The sequence below is a fragment of the Pseudomonas sp. S2_C03 genome (genome assembly GCF_054668405.1).
Genome location: NZ_CP162766.1, coordinates 4,420,977 through 4,438,679 on the forward strand (window position 1 = coordinate 4,420,977; position 17,703 = coordinate 4,438,679).

15 protein-coding genes are annotated in these 17,703 nt (G+C 61.4%); 12 read left to right on the forward strand and 3 right to left on the reverse strand.

Features of this window, described 5'->3' with window-relative positions:
• Positions 1 to 11 precede the first annotated feature (11 nt).
• From algK to AB4N64_RS20550, 12 genes are all read left to right on the forward strand, one after another.
• Positions 12 to 1,427 carry an alginate biosynthesis TPR repeat lipoprotein AlgK gene (gene algK, locus AB4N64_RS20495; RefSeq protein WP_460117898.1) on the forward strand — a complete coding sequence of 472 codons (1,416 nt, stop codon included), beginning with the start codon at positions 12 to 14 and terminating at the stop codon, positions 1,425 to 1,427.
• Entirely contained in the window at positions 1,424 to 2,911 is a 1,488-nt protein-coding gene (locus tag AB4N64_RS20500; RefSeq protein ID WP_460117900.1) for an alginate export family protein, read from the forward strand. The genes algK and AB4N64_RS20500 overlap by 4 nt, the downstream gene beginning before the upstream one ends.
• Positions 2,912 to 2,937: 26 nt before the next feature.
• Positions 2,938 to 4,512, forward strand: coding sequence for a mannuronan 5-epimerase AlgG (gene algG / locus AB4N64_RS20505; protein ID WP_460117902.1), 1,575 nt, complete (start codon positions 2,938 to 2,940; stop codon positions 4,510 to 4,512).
• 10 nt (positions 4,513 to 4,522) lie between these two features.
• Positions 4,523 to 5,971 carry an alginate O-acetyltransferase gene (locus AB4N64_RS20510; RefSeq protein ID WP_460117904.1) on the forward strand — a complete coding sequence of 483 codons (1,449 nt, stop codon included), beginning with the start codon at positions 4,523 to 4,525 and terminating at the stop codon, positions 5,969 to 5,971.
• 8 nt (positions 5,972 to 5,979) lie between these two features.
• Positions 5,980 to 7,101, forward strand: coding sequence for a mannuronate-specific alginate lyase (locus AB4N64_RS20515; RefSeq protein ID WP_460117906.1), 1,122 nt, complete (start codon positions 5,980 to 5,982; stop codon positions 7,099 to 7,101).
• A 206-nt stretch (positions 7,102 to 7,307) separates the two neighbouring features.
• Positions 7,308 to 8,873, forward strand: a complete 1,566-nt coding sequence (locus AB4N64_RS20520) for an MBOAT family O-acyltransferase (RefSeq protein WP_460117908.1) — start codon at positions 7,308 to 7,310, stop codon at positions 8,871 to 8,873.
• 11 nt (positions 8,874 to 8,884) lie between these two features.
• Positions 8,885 to 10,060 carry an alginate O-acetyltransferase gene (locus AB4N64_RS20525; RefSeq protein ID WP_460117910.1) on the forward strand — a complete coding sequence of 392 codons (1,176 nt, stop codon included), beginning with the start codon at positions 8,885 to 8,887 and terminating at the stop codon, positions 10,058 to 10,060.
• A 14-nt stretch (positions 10,061 to 10,074) separates the two neighbouring features.
• Complete coding sequence (locus AB4N64_RS20530; protein WP_460117912.1) at positions 10,075 to 10,731, forward strand: alginate O-acetyltransferase AlgF; 657 nt, start codon at positions 10,075 to 10,077, stop codon at positions 10,729 to 10,731.
• A gap of 99 nt (positions 10,732 to 10,830) precedes the next feature.
• A complete protein-coding gene (locus tag AB4N64_RS20535) occupies positions 10,831 to 12,282 on the forward strand; it encodes a mannose-1-phosphate guanylyltransferase/mannose-6-phosphate isomerase (RefSeq protein WP_460117914.1) in 1,452 nt (483 codons plus the stop codon).
• 273 nt (positions 12,283 to 12,555) lie between these two features.
• The gene (locus AB4N64_RS20540; protein ID WP_460117916.1) at positions 12,556 to 13,020 is read left to right on the forward strand and encodes a multidrug transporter; all 465 of its coding nucleotides are present in this window, start codon (positions 12,556 to 12,558) and stop codon (positions 13,018 to 13,020) included.
• Positions 13,021 to 13,051: 31 nt separating this feature from the next.
• Entirely contained in the window at positions 13,052 to 13,876 is an 825-nt protein-coding gene (locus tag AB4N64_RS20545) for an SDR family oxidoreductase (RefSeq protein WP_460117918.1), read from the forward strand.
• A gap of 126 nt (positions 13,877 to 14,002) precedes the next feature.
• Complete coding sequence (locus tag AB4N64_RS20550; RefSeq protein ID WP_460117920.1) at positions 14,003 to 14,392, forward strand: DUF4440 domain-containing protein; 390 nt, start codon at positions 14,003 to 14,005, stop codon at positions 14,390 to 14,392.
• A gap of 3 nt (positions 14,393 to 14,395) precedes the next feature.
• Here the strand turns inward: AB4N64_RS20550 and AB4N64_RS20555 are convergent, their stop codons facing one another.
• Genes AB4N64_RS20555 through AB4N64_RS20565 form a run of 3 tightly spaced genes read right to left on the reverse strand, consistent with a single transcriptional unit; the run spans position 14,396 to position 17,653 of the window.
• On the reverse strand, positions 14,396 to 15,247 hold the full coding sequence (locus AB4N64_RS20555) for an efflux RND transporter periplasmic adaptor subunit (RefSeq protein ID WP_460117921.1): 852 nt from the start codon (positions 15,245 to 15,247) through the stop codon (positions 14,396 to 14,398).
• Positions 15,248 to 15,270: 23 nt separating this feature from the next.
• On the reverse strand, positions 15,271 to 15,471 hold the full coding sequence (locus AB4N64_RS20560) for a DUF1656 domain-containing protein (protein ID WP_460117923.1): 201 nt from the start codon (positions 15,469 to 15,471) through the stop codon (positions 15,271 to 15,273).
• The gene (locus AB4N64_RS20565) at positions 15,461 to 17,653 is read right to left on the reverse strand and encodes an FUSC family protein (protein WP_460117925.1); all 2,193 of its coding nucleotides are present in this window, start codon (positions 17,651 to 17,653) and stop codon (positions 15,461 to 15,463) included. Before AB4N64_RS20565 ends, AB4N64_RS20560 begins: the two co-directional genes overlap by 11 nt.
• Between the last annotated feature and the right edge of the window lie 50 nt (positions 17,654 to 17,703).

Here is a 17,703-nt window from a genome sequence, read left to right on the forward strand (position 1 = left end):
ACGTGACCGTGATGACGCCCAAACTATTCAGTACATCGCGCTCCCACATGGGGTCTCTGTGTGCTGTCGCGCTCGCCATCAGCCTCACCGGCTGCGCCGGCCTGCCCGATCAGCGCCTGGCCAACGAAGCCCTCAAGCGCGGTGACACTGCGCTTGCCCAGCAGAACTACAAGGCCCTGGCCGACCTGGGTTACAGCGAGGCGCAAGTCGGGCTGGCCGACATCCAGGTCGACAGCCGCGACCCGGCGCAGATCAAACAGGCAGAGGCGACTTACCGCGCCGCTGCCGATGTGTCGCCCCGTGCCCAGGCACGCTTGGGTCGCCTCCTAGTGGCCAAGCCGGGTTCCACCGAAGCCGAACAGCACGAAGCCGAGACGCTGCTGAAAAAAGCAGCGGCCAATGGCGAAGGCAACACGCTCATCCCGCTGGCGATGCTGTACCTGCAATACCCGCACAGTTTCCCCAACATCAACGCCCAACAGCAGATCAGCCAATGGCGCGCCGAAGGCAAGCCGGAGGCGGGCCTGGCTCAAGTGCTGCTCTACCGCACCCAAGGCACGTACGATCAGCATCTGGACGAAGTGGCGACCATCTGCAAGGCCGCGTTGAACACCACCGACATCTGCTACGTCGAGTTGGCCACGGTCTACCAGAAACAGGGCAAGACCGAAGAGCAAGCCGCCCTGATCAAGCAGATGCAGGCCGCGCATACCCGTGGCACCGTGTCCGCGCAACGCGTGGACAGCGTAGCGCGTGTCCTTGGCGACTCGACGCTGGGCAAGACCGACGAGAAAACCGCCCAATCGCTGCTCGAAGACATCGCTCCCGGCTACCCCGCTTCCTGGGTCAGCCTGGCGCAGTTGCTGTACGACTTCCCGGAACTGGGCGACGTCGACACGATGATGAAGTACCTGGAAAACGGCCGCGCCGCCGACCAGCCCCGCGCCGAACTGTTGCTCGGCAAGCTCTACTACGAGGGCAAATGGGTGCCGGCCGATGCCAAGGTCGCCGAAGCGCACTTCCAGAAAGCCGTTGGCAAGGAAGTGGCCGCCGATTACTACCTGGGTCAGATCTACCGTCGCGGTTACCTGGGCCAGGTCTATTCGCAAAAAGCCCTGGATCACTTGTTGACCGCTGCGCGCAACGGCCAGAACAGCGCCGACTTCGCCATCGCCCAGCTGTTTTCCCAAGGCAAGGGCACCAAGCCTAACCCGCTCAATGCCTATGTCTTCAGTCAATTGGCCAAGGCCCAAAACACCCCGCAAGCCACCGAGCTTGCGCAAACACTCGAAGCCCAACTGCCGCCTGCCCAGCTCGCCGAAGCCCAACGCCTGTTGAAACAAGAACAGGCCGTAAGAGGTGCCTTGAGCCAGAACACGCTGGAACTGCACGCCCTGCAAGAAGAAGACGGCGAGGAAAAATTATGAAGTTGAATCCTTTCGTGAAGGCCGGCATTGGCCTGACTTGCGCACTGCTGTGGTCTTGCCCAACGCTCGCGGCATTGACCGAAGCCAAGAACTTCGGCCTCGAAGTGAAGATCACCGGCCAGTCCGAGGACGACCGTGACCTGGGCACTGCCAGCGGCGGCGACGTCAACGGTGTCGGCCTTGACCTGCGACCTTGGGTCTACGGCGAGAGTGGCGCATGGAGCGCCTACGCCATGGGCCAGGCGGTGACGTCCACCGACATCATCGAAACCGACACCTTGCAGCAGTCCGACGACGAAGGCACCCAGACCACCGACAACGGTGATCGCAAGACCAAGAAAAACTACCTGGCGATGCGTGAGTTCTGGGTTGGCTACAGCGGCCTGACCCCCTACCCCGGCGAGATCCTCAAGCTCGGTCGCCAACGCCTGCGCAACGACGACGGCCAATGGCGCGACACCAACATCGAAGCCCTGAACTGGACCTTTGACACCACCCTGCTGCGGGCCAACGCGGGCGTCGCCGAACGTTTCAGCGAATACCGCACCGATTTGAAAGAGCTGTCGCCCCAGGACAAGGATCGCCTGCACGTCTACGCCGATGCGGCGTACCAGTGGACACCGGGCAATTGGGTCGGCATTCGCGGGCATCACACCCATGACGACGGCAAGCTCGACTACCCGGAACCGGGCGTGGCCGGCGACTCGCTGGACAAGAAACAAAATGGCGACATCAGCTGGCTCGGCCTCACCGCCGACAGCGACGCGTACAACTATCGCAACACCAACACCCTCAATTACTGGGGCAGCGTCACCGGCATGAGCGGCGACACCGACACGGTCAACCCGCTCAATGCCGACGGCACGCGCCCCGCACAAGCCAAGCGTGGTGAAGACGTCAACGGCTGGGCCACCGACCTGGGTGTACGCCTGCGCCTCGACCCGCAGTGGCAGGTGGGTGCCGCCTACGCCCGCGCCAGCGCCGATTACCAACAGAACGGCCTGGAAAGCAACCGCTCGAACTACACCGGTACGCGCTCGCGTGTTCACCGTTTCGGCGAAGCCTATCGCGGTGAAATGAACAACATGCAGACCGCGACCCTGTTCGGCTCATGGATGCTCAACGACGAATACGACGCGAGCCTGATCTATCACAAATTCTGGCGTGTCGACGGCAACAAGCCGGTCGGCAGCAACGGCATCAACGCCGTCGAGAACAACACCGACGACGCCACCGGCGCGATCCTCTCCAGCACGTCACTGCCGCTGGAAGATGGCAACAAAGACCTCGGCCAGGAAATGGACCTCGTCGTCACCAAGTACTTCAAACAAGGCCTGCTGCCGGCGGCGCTGAGCCAGTCGATCGACGAGCCGTCGGCCCTGGTGCGCTTTCGTGGCGGTGTATTCAAACCGGGCGATGCCTACGGCAAACAGGTCGATTCGTACATGCACCGCGCGTTCATCGACGTGATCTGGCGCTTCTGATGCAAACCGCTAAAGGAGTTCCCGACATGCACAGTCCGAACAGAGGCGCCTTGACCTTGCTGGCCGGTGCGATGCTGCTGGCCAGTGCAGCCGCCTTCGCCAATGCCGAGCCTGCGCCCAAGCCCACGACTACGGCCAAGGAATTGCAGCAGGCAAAAACCTACACCGTCGCCAGTGCGCCCACCGCGCCGCTGGAGCTGGAAAAACCGGTACCACCGGACATCAGCGGCTACACCGCCGAAGCCATCGCGAAAAAAATCGTGCGCAGCAAGGCCGGCAAGGTCAGCGTGCGCCGCATGATGCAGGAAGACGCGCTGAAGGACTTCATCGGCGGCGATAACAAGATGGCCGAATGGGTGGTGCGTCAGCACGGCATCCCACAGGCGATCTTCGTCGACGACGGCTACATGAACCTTCAGGACCTGGCGAAGAAGCTGCCCAAGCAGTACCTCAACGAAACCTCGCCGGGTGTGTTCCTGGCGAAGTTGCCGATTGTGGTGGGTAGGCATGGCATCCTCGATATCGACAAGCAGACCCAGGAGTTGCGCCTGTCCCAGGAAGCCGGTTCGTTCCTGGTCAACGACGGCCAACTGTTTGTGCGTGATACCAAGGTCACCGGTTGGAGCGAAAAAAGTAACGGTCCGGCGATGTTCAAGTCGGCCAAGGAATTCCGTCCGTTCCTGCTGGCCTGGGGTGGCACCGAGACCTACATCGCCAACAGCAAGATGGCCAGTTTCGGCTACGCCAACAGTAAGTCCTACGGCGTGAGTATTTCCCAGTACACGCCAAACATGGCCAAGGTGCTCAAGCGCCCTGAACCGACCGGCTGGATCGTTGGGTCCGAGTTCTCGGACATGTACTACGGCTTCTACTGCTACGAAACCCGCGACTTCGTCGTCAAGGGCAACACCTACAAAGACAACATCATCTACGGCATCGACCCGCATGACCGCTCGCACGGGTTGATCATCGCCGACAACACGGTGTACGGGACCAAGAAAAAGCACGGGATCATTATTTCCCGTGAGGTCAACGACAGCTTCATCTTCAACAACCGCAGCTACGACAACAAGTTGTCGGGGCTGGTGATCGACCGTAACAGCGTCAACAACCTGATCGCCTACAACGAGATCTACAAGAACCACACCGACGGCATCACGCTGTACGAGAGTGGGGACAACCTGATCTACGGCAACAAGGTCATCAGCAACAAGCGCCACGGCATTCGCATTCGTAACAGCGTGAACATTCGCCTCTACGAAAACCTGGCCATGGCCAACGGCCTCACCGGCGTCTACGGCCACATCAAGGACCTGACCGATACCGACCGTGACATCAAGCTCGACCCGTTCGACGCCCAAGTGTCGCTGATCATTGTTGGTGGCGAACTGGCCGGCAACGGCAGCGGGCCGCTGTCCATCGACTCGCCCTTGAGCGTCGAGCTGTATCGCGTGTCGATGCTCGCCCCGACCAAATCCAGCGGCATCAGCTTCAACGGCATCCTGGGCGAACGCCAGGATGAAATTCTCGACCTGATGGTGCGCCAGCAGAAAGCCGTGCTGATCGACCCGGTCGAACGCCAGACCGAATTGCAGGACTGAGGATAATTTTATGCACCCACACTTGATCAAATTACTCAGCCTGTCGGCCCTGACCGCCGGTATTCTCGCGGCCAGCGCCGGGGCGCGCGCGGACGAAGTCCAGGCTCCCACCTTTGAAGCCGAGCCGTGCTGCAACCTGTGCCCGCAAGCCCACGACGCGAAGAACTACACCACACGCTACCAGCAGAACTTCACCACGCTGGTACAGGCCCAGGGCGACTGGCTGTTCCGTACCCAGGAAGACTTGCGCACCGAATTCGACACCACCCCCGCCGGCTACAAACGCATGCAGCAACTGCACGATGCGTTCAAGAGCAAAGGTGTGGAACTGGTGGTGGTTTATCAGCCGACCCGTGGCCTGGTGAACCGCAACAAGCTCAACCCGCAGGAGAAGGCCAGCTACGATTTCGACAAGGCCCTGCGCAATTACAAGACCATGCTCGGCCGCTTTGCCGCCATGGGCTATGTGGTGCCGGACCTGTCGCCGCTGACCAACGAATCGCTGCCCGAGACCCTGCCCGCCCACGATTTCTACTTCCGTGGCGACCAGCACTGGACCCCATACGGCGCGCAGCGCACAGCGAAGATCGTCGCCGAGAAGGTCAAGCAGATCCCGGCCTTCGCCGACATTCCCAAGCGCGAATTCGAGACCCACAAGTCGGGTCGCATGGGCAAGACCGGAACATTGCACAACATGGCCGGTCAACTCTGTGGCACCAGCTACGCGATCCAGTACATGGATCAATTCACCACCGAGCCCAAGGGCGAAGCGGGCGACGGCGATCTGTTCGGCGACTCTGGCAATCCGCAGATCACCCTGGTCGGTACGTCCCACAGCGGCAAGAACTACAACTTCGCCGGGTTCCTCGAAGAGTCCATCGGCGCTGACATTCTCAACGTGGCGTTCCCCGGCGGCGGCCTGGAAGGTTCGATGCTGCAGTACCTGGGCAGCGAAGAATTCCAGAAGAACCCGCCGAAGATTCTCATCTGGGAATTCTCGCCGCTCTATCGCCTGGACCAGGAAACCATCTACCGCCAGATGATGGCGCTGCTGGATAACGGTTGCGAAGGCAAAGATGCACAGATGTCCGGCAGCACCACGCTCAAACCAGGCAAGAATGAACTGATGGTCAACAGCAAAAACCTGAACCTGCAAAACAGCAGCCACCAGGTCGACATCCGCTTCGCCGACACCTCGGTGAAAACCCTGCAAGCCACCCTCTGGTACATGAACGGGCGCCACGAGGACATCAAGATCGAAAAACCGGAAACGTCCGACACCGACGGTCGTTTCGCCTTCGAGTTGCGCACGGACGAAGACTGGGCCTCGCAGAATCTGCTGGCAGTCGAAGTCCAGGGCCCCGAAGCCGGTGCCGCACCCCAGAAGGTCGAAGCGAAAATCTGCAAACGCAACGTATTCCCGAGCGCCGAGCAACGCACCGCTCAAATCGGGCAATGAGGTCTGCCATGCACAACCGAACGTTGAAACAGTTACTCGCCCCATCCCTGCTGACGCTGGCGATGTTCGCCGGCGCCACTCAGGCCGCCGCACCACTGCGTCCGCCCCAGGGATACTTCGCGCCGATCGAGAAAGTCAAAACCGGCGACAGCAGCGAAGGCTGCGACGCGATGCCGACGCCTTACACCGGCTCGCTGCAATTTCGCAGCAAGTACGAGGGGTCGGACAAGGCCCGTTCGACCTTGAACGTCACATCGGAAAAAGCCTTTCGTGACAGCACCGCCGACATTACCAAGATCGAGCGCGGCACCAGCAAGCGCGTCATGCAGTTCATGCGCGACGGTCGTCCCGAACAGCTGGAATGCACGCTGAATTGGTTGACCGCCTGGGCCAAGGCCGACGCCTTGATGTCCAAGGACTTCAACCACACTGGCAAGTCCATGCGCAAATGGGCGCTGGGCAGTATGGCGTCCGCGTATCTGCGCCTGAAGTTCTCCGATTCGCATCCGCTGGCCAACCACCAGCAGGAATCGCAGCTGATCGAAGCCTGGTTCAACAAGATGGCCGACCAAGTCGTCAGCGACTGGGACAACCTGCCGCTGGAAAAAACCAACAACCACTCGTACTGGGCCGCCTGGTCGGTGATGGCGACCTCCGTCGCCACCAACCGCCGAGACCTGTTCGACTGGGCCGTCAAGGAATACAAGGTCGGCGTCAATCAGGTGGACGCCCAGGGCTTTTTGCCCAACGAACTCAAGCGCAATCAACGCGCCCTCGCCTACCACAACTACGCCCTGCCGCCGCTGGCGATGATCGCCAGTTTCGCCCAGGTCAACGGTGTGGACCTGCGCCAGGAAAACAACGGCGCGCTCAAACGCCTGGGTGATCGCGTACTGGCCGGGGTGAAGGATCCTGAGCAGTTCGAAGAGAAAAACGGCAAGGAACAGGACATGACCGACCTGAAGAAGGACATGAAATTCGCCTGGCTCGAACCGTTCTGCTCCCTCTACACCTGCACCCCGGACGTGCTGGAAAAGAAACACGAGATGCAACCGTTCAAGACCTTCCGCCTGGGGGGTGACCTGACCAAGGTTTATGACCCGGCGAATGACAAGGGCAAGGGATCTTGATTCGTCTCCTGTAGGAGCGGGCTTGCTCGCGATTGCGATCTGACATTCACCCTGAGTGTCGACTGATACACCGCGATCGCCAGCAAGCTGGCTCCTACAGGGGGTCAGTGTCGGGTTTTGGTTTTGTGAGTTACCCCCCGGTTTTCCATGGGGGGTTTGGGGGGGCCGTTGGCCCTTGACTGTTGGTTAAACACGGAGAGACCGGGATGGTATTTTCATCCAACGTGTTCCTGTTTTTGTTCCTGCCGATCTTTCTCGGCATGTACTACTTGAGCGGAATACGCTATCGCAACCTGCTGCTGCTGATCGCCAGCTATGTGTTCTATGCCTGGTGGCGCGTAGACTTCCTCGCGTTGTTCGCCGCCGTCACCCTGTGGAACTACTGGATTGGCCTGAAAGTCGGCGCCGCCGGTGTGCGCACCAAACCGGCCCAGCGTTGGCTGCTGCTCGGCGTGGCCGTCGACCTGTGCATCCTGGGTTACTTCAAGTACGCCAACTTCGGCGTCGACAGCATCAATGCGCTGATGACCTCTGTGGGGCTGTCGCCGTTCATCCTCACCCATGTGCTGCTGCCGATCGGTATCTCGTTCTACATCTTCGAGTCCATCAGCTACATCATCGACGTTTACCGTGGCGACACCCCGGCCACGCGCAACCTGATCGACTTCGCGGCGTTCGTGGCGATCTTCCCGCACCTGATTGCCGGCCCGGTCCTGCGTTTTCGCGACCTCGCCGACCAGTTCAACAACCGCACGCACACCCTCGACAAATTCTCTGAGGGTTGCACGCGGTTCATGCAGGGTTTCATCAAGAAAGTCTTCATCGCCGACACCCTCGCGGTGGTTACCGACCATTGCTTTGCCTTGCAAAACCCGACCACGGGCGACGCCTGGCTCGGCGCACTGGCCTATACCGCGCAGTTGTATTTCGACTTCTCCGGCTACAGCGACATGGCCATCGGCCTGGGCTTGATGATGGGTTTCCGCTTCATGGAAAACTTCAAGCAGCCCTACATCAGCCAGTCGATCACCGAGTTCTGGCGGCGCTGGCACATCAGCCTGTCCACCTGGCTGCGCGACTACCTGTACATCACGCTGGGCGGCAATCGCAAAGGCACACTGATGACCTATCGCAACCTGTTCCTGACCATGCTGCTCGGTGGTCTGTGGCACGGCGCGAACATCACCTACATCGTTTGGGGTGCCTGGCACGGCATGTGGCTGGCGATTGAAAAGGCCCTGGGCCTGAACACGTCGCCGCGCAGCCTCAACCCGATCCGCTGGGCGCTGACCTTCTTGCTGGTGGTAATGGGCTGGGTCATCTTCCGCGCCGAAAACCTGCACGTGGCCGGTCGCATGTACGGCGCCATGTTCAGCTTTGGTGAATGGTCGCTGTCGGAACTCAACCGCGCCAACCTCACCGGCCTGCAAGTGGCAACCCTGGTGGTGGCCTACATCACCCTGGCGTTCTTCGGCCTGCGCGACCTCTACAGCAACCAGCCGCCCGCCAAGACCAAACCCGCCGTCAACGTCGAGGCCAATGGCCCGGCTACCGCAACTCCGGGAATGATCAAGGCCGTACCGGGTGACAACCCGGCCAGCATCCATGAACCGGGCTACACCGTTGGCACTGAAGCCACCGTTCAACCGGCCTACTGGACCGCTGACTGGTCGCGCTACGTGATGCGTGCATTGGTGCTGCTGCTGTTCATCGCCTCGATTCTCAAACTCTCGGCGCAAAGCTTCTCGCCGTTCCTTTACTTCCAGTTCTGAGGGATCTGACCATGACCCGCTCATTACGTATCTTCTACATCGCTCTGTTCATGGTGACCCTGCTGGTCCTGGGCCTGTGGTCGGTGCGCAGCTTCTTCGGCTTCAGCACCAACGCCGACGCGACAGTGCTCAATGGCCGTTGGGCCAAGGCCGTCGAAACCCACTATGACGACGAATTCCCGATCAAGCGCCTGGGGACCAACCTCTGGGCAGCACTGGATTTCAAACTGTTCAACGAAGGTCGCCCGGGCGTGGTGCTCGGCCAAGACCAGTGGTTGTACAGCGATGAGGAGTTCAATCCGATCGTCAATGAAGAATTGAACCTGCAAAGCAACTACGCGCTGGTCGAAGGCGTGCGCCAGGAACTCAAGGCAAAGGGCGTGAAACTGGTGATGGCCATTGTGCCGGCCAAGACTCGCCTGTATCCGGAACATCTGGGTGAAGTGAAGCCTTCGAGCATTCACGCCAACCTGTATGAAGACTTCCACGCCCGTGTCGCCGCCAACAAGATCCTGGCCCCCGACCTGCTGATCCCGCTGCAAAAGGGCAAGCTCAACGGCCAGCAGGTGTTCCTGCGCACCGACACCCACTGGACGCCTGAAGGCGCGCAGATCGCCGCCGAGACCCTGGCCAAAACCATCGCGGAAAAAACCCCGCTCAGCGGCGAGCCGCAGCGTTTCGTAACCGAGCCTGCGCAAACCGTGACCCACAAGGGTGACCTGCGCCTGTTCCTGCCGCTGGACCCGCTGTTCGAAAACATGATGCCGGCGACCGAGCCCCTGCAAAAACGCAACACCGTGGCCGTGGGTGACCAGGCCAGCGGCGATGACGCCCTGTTCGCCAACACCGAGGTGCCGGTGGCGCTGATCGGTACCAGCTACAGCGCCAACCCGAACTGGAACTTCGTCGGCGCGCTGAAACAGGCATTGAACAGCGACGTGGTCAATTACGCCGAGGACGGCCATGGCCCGATCCTGCCGATGCTCAGCTATCTCAAAAGCGATGCTTTCAAGAACAGCCCGCCACAAGTGCTGATCTGGGAGTTTCCGGAACGTTATCTGCCCGTCAACAACGAAATCGGCGACGCCGACCCGCAGTGGGTAGCAGCGCTCAAAGAAGCCGGCGCTCGCCAACAAAACGTAGCTGTAAACACTAAATCCGAGACGCCCGATCGGGCGCAAAACTGAAAGAGAGGTTCACTATGACTTTCACTACTACTCCTCGTCGTCTCGCCAAGACCTTCGCTTTGGCCGCGACCTTCAGCGTGCTGTCAATGAACGCCTTCGCCGCTGGCGATTCGGCGCTCTACGGCCCGACCGCACCCAAAGGCTCGACCTTCGTACGCGTCTATAACGCCGCCAACACCGAAGTCAGCGCCACCGTCGGCAGCACCAGCCTGAGCGATGTCGCACCGCTGGCCAGCACCGACTTCAGCTTCATGCCGGGTGGTGACTACAGCGCCAAGGTCGGCAGCCAATCCCTGCCGGTGAAACTGGCGGGCGATCACTATTACACCCTGGTCAACAACGCCGGCGGCGCACCACAACTGATCGAAGAACCGCCGTTCAAGAACAAGCAGAAGTCCCTGGTTCGCGTGCAAAACCTCAGCGACAAGGCCCTGACCCTGAAAACCGCCGACGGCAAGACCGAAGTCGTGCCGGCCGTGGCTGCCAAGGGCCGTGGCGAGCGTGAAATCAACCCGGTCAAAGTCAGCCTGGCGCTGTACGATGGCGCAACGAAAGTCGGCGATGTGAAGCCAGTGGCACTGGAGCGCGGTGAAGCCGCCGTCCTGTACGTCACCGGCAATGGCAGCAGCCTGTCGCCAGTCTGGGTCAAGCGCCCGGTGTCTACGCGCTAAAGCGCGAGCTAATAGCTACAAGCCTGTAGCTGCAAGCAAAGCGCTTTAACTTGCCGCTTGCAGCTCGTGGCTCCCTACTGATTTTTAAGGAGTAACAACATGATTCCGGTGATCTTGTCAGGTGGTAGCGGCTCACGTCTTTGGCCGCTTTCCCGTAAGCAGTTCCCTAAACAGTTCCTGGCCCTGACCGGCGAGCACACTCTGTTCCAGCAAACCCTGGAACGCCTGGTGTTCGAAGGCATGGATACCCCGATCGTGGTCTGCAACAAGGACCACCGATTCATCGTCAACGAGCAACTCGCTGCTCGTAAACTGGATACCCAGCGCATCCTGATGGAACCGTTCGGGCGCAATACCGCGCCAGCGGTCGCCCTGACCGCGATGATGCTGGTCAACGAAGGCCGTGATGATCTGATGCTGGTGCTGCCGGCCGACCACGTGCTGGAAGACCAAAAAGCGCTGCAACGCGCCCTGGCCCTGGCCACGGTCGCCGCCGAGAACGGCGAAATGGTGCTGTTCGGCGTGCCGGCGACCAAACCGGAAACCGGCTATGGCTACATCAAGTCGGCCAATGATTCGTTGCTGCCCGAAGGTGTCAGCCGCGTGTCGCACTTCGTTGAAAAACCGGACGTCAAACGTGCCACCGAGTACGTGCAGTCCGGCGGCTACTTCTGGAACAGCGGCATGTTCCTGTTCCGCGCCAGCCGCTTCCTCGAAGAGCTGAAAAAGCATGATCCTGACATCTACGACAACTGCATGCTGACCCTTGAGCGCAGCGAGCAGGACGTCGATACCGTGATGATCGACGAAGCCACCTTCGCCTGCTGCCCGGACAACTCCATCGACTACTCGGTGATGGAAAAAACCCAGCGCGCCTGCGTCGTGCCGCTGACCGCCGGCTGGAGCGATGTCGGTTGCTGGTCGTCGTTGTGGGAAGTGAACGAGAAGGACGCCGACGGCAACGTTACCAAGGGCGACGTGGTGGTCCAGGACAGCAGGAACTGCATGATCCACGGCAACGGCAAACTGGTGTCGGTGATCGGCCTGGAAAACATCGTGGTCGTTGAAACCAAGGACGCCATGATGATTGCGCACAAGGACAAGGTCCAGGGCGTGAAACAGATGGTCAACACCCTCAACGAACAGGGCCGCAGCGAAACCCAGAACCACTGCGAAGTCTACCGTCCGTGGGGCTCCTACGACTCGGTGGACATGGGCGGCCGCTTCCAGGTCAAGCACATCTCGGTCAAGCCAGGCGCCTGCCTGTCGCTGCAGATGCACCACCACCGCGCCGAACACTGGATCGTCGTCAGCGGCACCGCCGAAGTGACGTGCGATGAAAACGTGTTCCTGCTCACCGAAAACCAGTCCACCTACATCCCGATTGCCTCGGTCCACCGCCTGCGCAACCCGGGCAAGATCCCGCTGGAAATCATCGAGGTGCAATCGGGCAGCTACCTGGGCGAAGACGATATCGAGCGGTTTGAAGACATCTACGGCCGGTCGACCCCGATCGAGCGCGGCGTTTCGGTGAAAACCATCGCGCAGTAAGCGTCAAGCAGAACGAGAAGCCCCTATCCAGCCCACTGCGTCCCCTATCCGCAGTGGGTTGGGTGGGGGCTTTTTTCTTTTGGATCTTTGTTGACTGTACTGGCCTCTTCGCGGGCAAGCCCGCTCCCACATTTTTTGACCGTGCACACCGAACCCTGTGGGAGCGGGCTTGCCCGCGAAGAGGCCAACACAGGCCCCGCAAAATCCAACCCCATCGCCAACCTCCCCCACGCTTAGGTACGATGCTCCCCTCTGCTCCCGAGGTTGCACGACATGTTCATTGGCGTCCTGCTGGTCATCACCTGGTTGATTCTATTGGTGCGTTACCCGGCCAAGGCTCTGCCCGTTTCGGTGGCAGCGGTGATTGGCCTGGGCCTGGTGGCGACCTGGGTCATCTGGCTGGACAATCGCGAGGTCAAGCAACTGGCGCGGCTCGAGTTGCGCATCAGCTACGCGCCGGATCAGTGCCCGGCGGATCGTCCGCTGCAACTGACGATGAACAATGGCAACGACGTGCCCCTGACCGAATTGCGTTGGCGCGTTGCCGCCTACGCCCCGGGCGATACGGTCAACCTGGCCGATAACCAATACACCGCACCCCGTTACCGGGGACCCGGCGAGTTGCAGGCCGGAGCGAACTGGGAAGACTGCCTGCCCATGCCACCGCTGCGCCCCGGCTATCGCCCGCAAACCCTGGAGTTTCGCGCCGAGCATTTGCAGGGTAGTTTCTCCGACTGACTTTTCCTTCTTCTTGCACAAGGACCGCGCCATGCCTATTGCGTTGATTACCGGTTGTTCCAGCGGCATTGGCCGCGCCCTGGCCGATGTGTTCAAGGCCGCAGGCTTCAAGGTCTGGGCCACCGCACGCAAGGCTGAAGATGTTGCCGCGCTGGCAGCGGCGGGTTTTAACGCCGTGCAATTGGACGTCAACGACGGCCCGGCGCTCGAGCAACTGGCCGAGCAGATCAACCAGCAGCATGGCGGCCTCGACGTACTGATCAACAACGCGGGGTACGGCGCCATGGGGCCGCTGCTGGACGGCGGCGTGGTGGCCATGCAGCGCCAGTTCGAAACCAATGTGTTTGCCATCGTCGGTGTGACTCGCGCGTTTTTTCCGGTGTTACGCCGTGCCAAGGGCTTGGTAGTGAACATCGGCAGCGTCTCGGGCGTGCTGGTCACACCGTTCGCCGGCGCCTATTGCGCCTCCAAGGCCGCAGTGCATGCCTTGAGCGATGCCTTGCGCATGGAACTGGCGCCCTTCGGCGTGCGGGTGATGGAAGTGCAGCCGGGAGCGATCGCGTCAAGCTTCGCCAAGAATGCCGGGGAGCAGGCCGAGCAGTTGATCAGCGAGCAATCACCGTGGTTCGCCTTGCGCGAAGGCATCCGCGCGCGGGCCAAGGCGTCCCAGGACAAACCGACCCCCGCCAGCGAGTTCGCCGCCGGAGTGCTCAAGGCGGTGCAACAGGGCAAGCCGCCGCGGCTGGTACGCCTGGGCAATGGCAGCCGTGCGTTGCCGCTGATGGCGGGGTTGCTGCCCAAGGGGTTGCTGGAGTCGGCGTTGATGAAGCGGTTTGGGTTGCGGGGGCAGCTCTAGACCAAGTTGACCCCATCGCGAGCAAGCTCGCTCCTACAGGGGAGCGGTGTTCACAAATCCCTGTAGGAGCGGGCTTGCCCGCGATGAGGCCCGAACAGCCACCCGATAAATTCCAGGTAAAAAAACATGACCGACTACACCGAGTACTTCGAAGAAGTGATCCAGGCCCACGTGCTCATCGAGCAATGGCTGGCCGAAGAACGCGACGCCTCCGAACTCGACCGCTTGCTCACCCGTTTCTCACCCCAGTTTTCCATGATCTCGCCCCTGGGCCGGCAGTTGGACTTCGCCGCGCTCAACGAGTTGTTCCTGCTGGCCGGTGGCAAGAAGCTCGGTTTTCGCATCGAGCTGAGCGAGTTGCGTGGCATTGCCCTGCACGACGGCGGCGCCACCGTCAGCTACCGCGAGCAGCAGACCGATGCCACCGGCCTGCATTCCGATCGCCGCTCGACGGTGGTGTTCGAGCGAGTGGAAGGCCGGATTCTCTGGCGGCACCTGCACGAGACGTTTTGCTGAGGCTTATTCGTTAACGATGACCGTGCAGGTAATCCCCGCCGCCAGCAGTACACCCTCCGGCACTTCATCGATGTGAATGCGCACCGGCACCCGTTGTGCCAGGCGCACCCAGTTGAAAGTCGGGTTCACATCCGCGATCAGCTCGCGGCTCTCGGGGTTGTCGCGGTCGTAGATGCCACGGGAAATGCTCTCTACATGCCCTTTCAACACTTCGCCGCTCATCAACTGCATGTCGGCTTTGTCGCCGACGCGTACGTGGGGCAGCTTGGTTTCTTCGAAGAAGCCGTAGACCCAGAACGAGTTCATGTCGACCACGGCCATTTTCGCTTCACCGATGCGCGCATAGTCGCCGCGATGGACGTTGAGGTTGGTGACGTAGCCGTCCACCGCCGCCCGCACTTCGGTGCGCTTGAGGTTCAGTTCCGCCGCTTCCAGTTGTGCCTGCGCATGCTGGTAGTCCGCCAGGGCCGAGTCGGCGATGTTGCTGGCGTCGTCGCGGTTTTCCCGGGAGATCACCAGGTTGTCCAGGTCGGCGCGGCGATGGGCGTTGACCTTGCGCATCTCCCAGGTGGCCTTGCGTGACGCCACCAGCGATTGCGCCTGTTTGACCGCGAGGCGGTAGTGTTCGGGGTCGATGCGCATCAGCAGATCGCCCTTCTTCACCAGTTGGTTGTCGCGCACCGGCACATCCACCACTTCGCCGGTGACGTCGGCGGCCACGTTGATGATGTCGGCACGCACCCGACCGTCGCGGGTCCAGGGCGTGTTCATGTAGTGCACCCACAGGGTCCGGCCGACCCAGAGCGCGAGCGCCAGGACCAACAGGGTGGCAAGCAGGCTGAAAAGCTTTTTCATCGGGGCCTTCTCAAGGTAGAGAGTCAACGGTAAACAGTCAGCGCCAACGCGCCGAACAGACAGGTAAACAGGCTCAGGCGCAGCAGCGCCGGGTGCCAGAAGAAGCGGTACAGGTCGAACCCGGACAGGAATCGGTCCAGCGCCCAGGCCAGCACGGCGGCAATCAGGAACATCAGCGTCATGGTCGGCATGTACACGCCGTGGAAGGCGATTTCACGAGGCATGGGCAGATCCTTCGGGCGAGGTTTTGGCGTAGGCGGCCAGCGGTGATTGCGGGTCGAGCAAGGAACTGCGGATGAAGTGCAGGTAGCTTTTGACCCGGCGCAGGGCCGAGGTGTCAAAGTGCGGCGCGAACGGCTCGTCGGTGGCCTGCACACGGCTGATGGCGTGGTCCACAGCGATCAGGCCGCGCTCCAGGTTGCTCGCGCTAGGTTGCAGGAACAGCCGCACCAGCGAGCGCCCCATCACGCGGATTGCCTGGCGCCACGGCTGGGATTCGGCGTAGGCCGGATGCACCGGCAGGATCGCCTGTTCCTTGCGCAACTCGATGATCGCGTGACCGACTTCCAGCACCACGAACATCCAGCGCAGCAATTCGCGCTGCACCTGGGGTTGGCCGGCGGCGAAACCGTAGGCCTGGTGCAGCAGGTCGCGGGTGCGACTTTCGAAGCTCGAGGCCAGGCCCTTGAGCTTGCCGCTGATCGCAAACACCACCTGCCCGCGCAGGTCCTGCTCCAGGCGACGCCACAGCCAGCGGCTGTTGGGCGGCATGATGATCGCCCCGGCGGCGGCACACACCAGCATGCCAAGCACCATGGCGATGTAATCGTTGATGAAGGTGTACGGGTTGTAGATCGTCAGGTTGTCCGGCACCGAGCCGGTGCTGAAGAAAATCAGCAGGCCCAGGCCGACACCGACGTACTGCGGCCGAGAGGTCAGGAACGAACCCAGCACGATCACCGGCGCCAGCATCACGCACAACAAGGGAAAACCATCGATCCACGGAAAAATGAAAAACATTTCGACGAAGCCGATCAATGCCCCGAGGAAGGTCCCGCAGGCCATCTGGAACGCCATGCGCTTGGGATTGGGTGTGGCGGCGGACAAACCCACTGTGGCTGCCGCGATCAGCGTCATGGTCGCCCCACTCGGCCAGGCCGTCGCCACCCAGTAACTGCCCAGCACCACCAGGATGAATGCCGCCCGAATGCCCGACGCCGCCGAGGCCATCCAATTGGTTTGCGGGGTAAAGGGTTCGTCCCACTGCTCGCGTTCGTGGTGGTGATCGGCCAGGGACGCGTGGGTCTGTGCGTAACCGTGCAGGTCATCGACGAAGCGATACAGCAGTTCATAGGCGGTGTGGAAGTCCAGTTGCTCGTCGTCGCTTGGCCCGGTCTCCTGGAATGTGGCCCTCAGGCTGCGCACCCGCGCTGGCAACGCTTCCTTGTAGGCGGCCATGGCCTGGACCAGACGCGCCGAATCCGGGCTGGTCAGGGCGCGACCACTGAAGCCGTCGAGCACTTCGGCAAGGTCCTGCAAGCCGGGTTTGATCGCGGCCACCACATGATCCGCCGCGCTGGCGCGCAAGCGTTCGAGCAACTGGTGCAAGGCGTTGAAGCGCGTGGTCAGGCCCATGAATTCGCTGTTCAGCCGGCTCAATCGACCGTTTCGTCGGCGCATGTGCGGGTCTTCGAACACGGTGACGCTTCGCAGCCCTTCCAGGCCTACCGCCTCGGCGCTGAAGCGCACGTTGCCTGCCTCGAACGCCTCGCGCGGGCTACGACCGCGCAACCCGTCGGTGACGAACAGGGCGAACACACCAAAGCGCTGGTACAAGGCGTTACGCATCGCCGCGCTGGCGGTCTGCGGCAGGATCGCGGCGCTCACCACGGTGGCGCAAAGAATGCCCAGGGAAATTTCCAGCACGCGCCAAACGGCGGCCATGAACGCACCGTCCGGATGGGCCAGCGCCGGCAAGCCGACCATCGCGGCGGTATAGCCGGCCAGCACGAAACCATAGGCGCGGAAGTTACGGTAGCGTGCGGCACCCGCCGAACAGATACCCACCCAGATCGCCAGCGAACCCAAAAACAGCTCGGTGTTCTGCGCGAACAACGCGATCAGCGCCACCATCACTGCCGAGCCGGTCAGGGTGCCGAGGAATCGGTAGAAGCTTTTGGCGAACACCTGGCCGCTCTGCGGCTGCATGACAATGAATACGGTGATCATCGCCGTGCGCGGCTGCGGCAGTTCCAGACGCATCGCCAGCCACAGGGTCAGGAATGCGGCAAGCAGCACCTTGAAGATGTAGACCCAGGTCACGCCATCGCTGCGTGCCCAGTCGAAGAAACCGCGACGCCAGTCGAGGGAGTAGAGCCAGCGCAGCGGTGCGGGCAAGGGAGTCATGGATATTTTGCTCAAGGAAATTTAAATAAACCTGCACCTGTGGAGCTTCA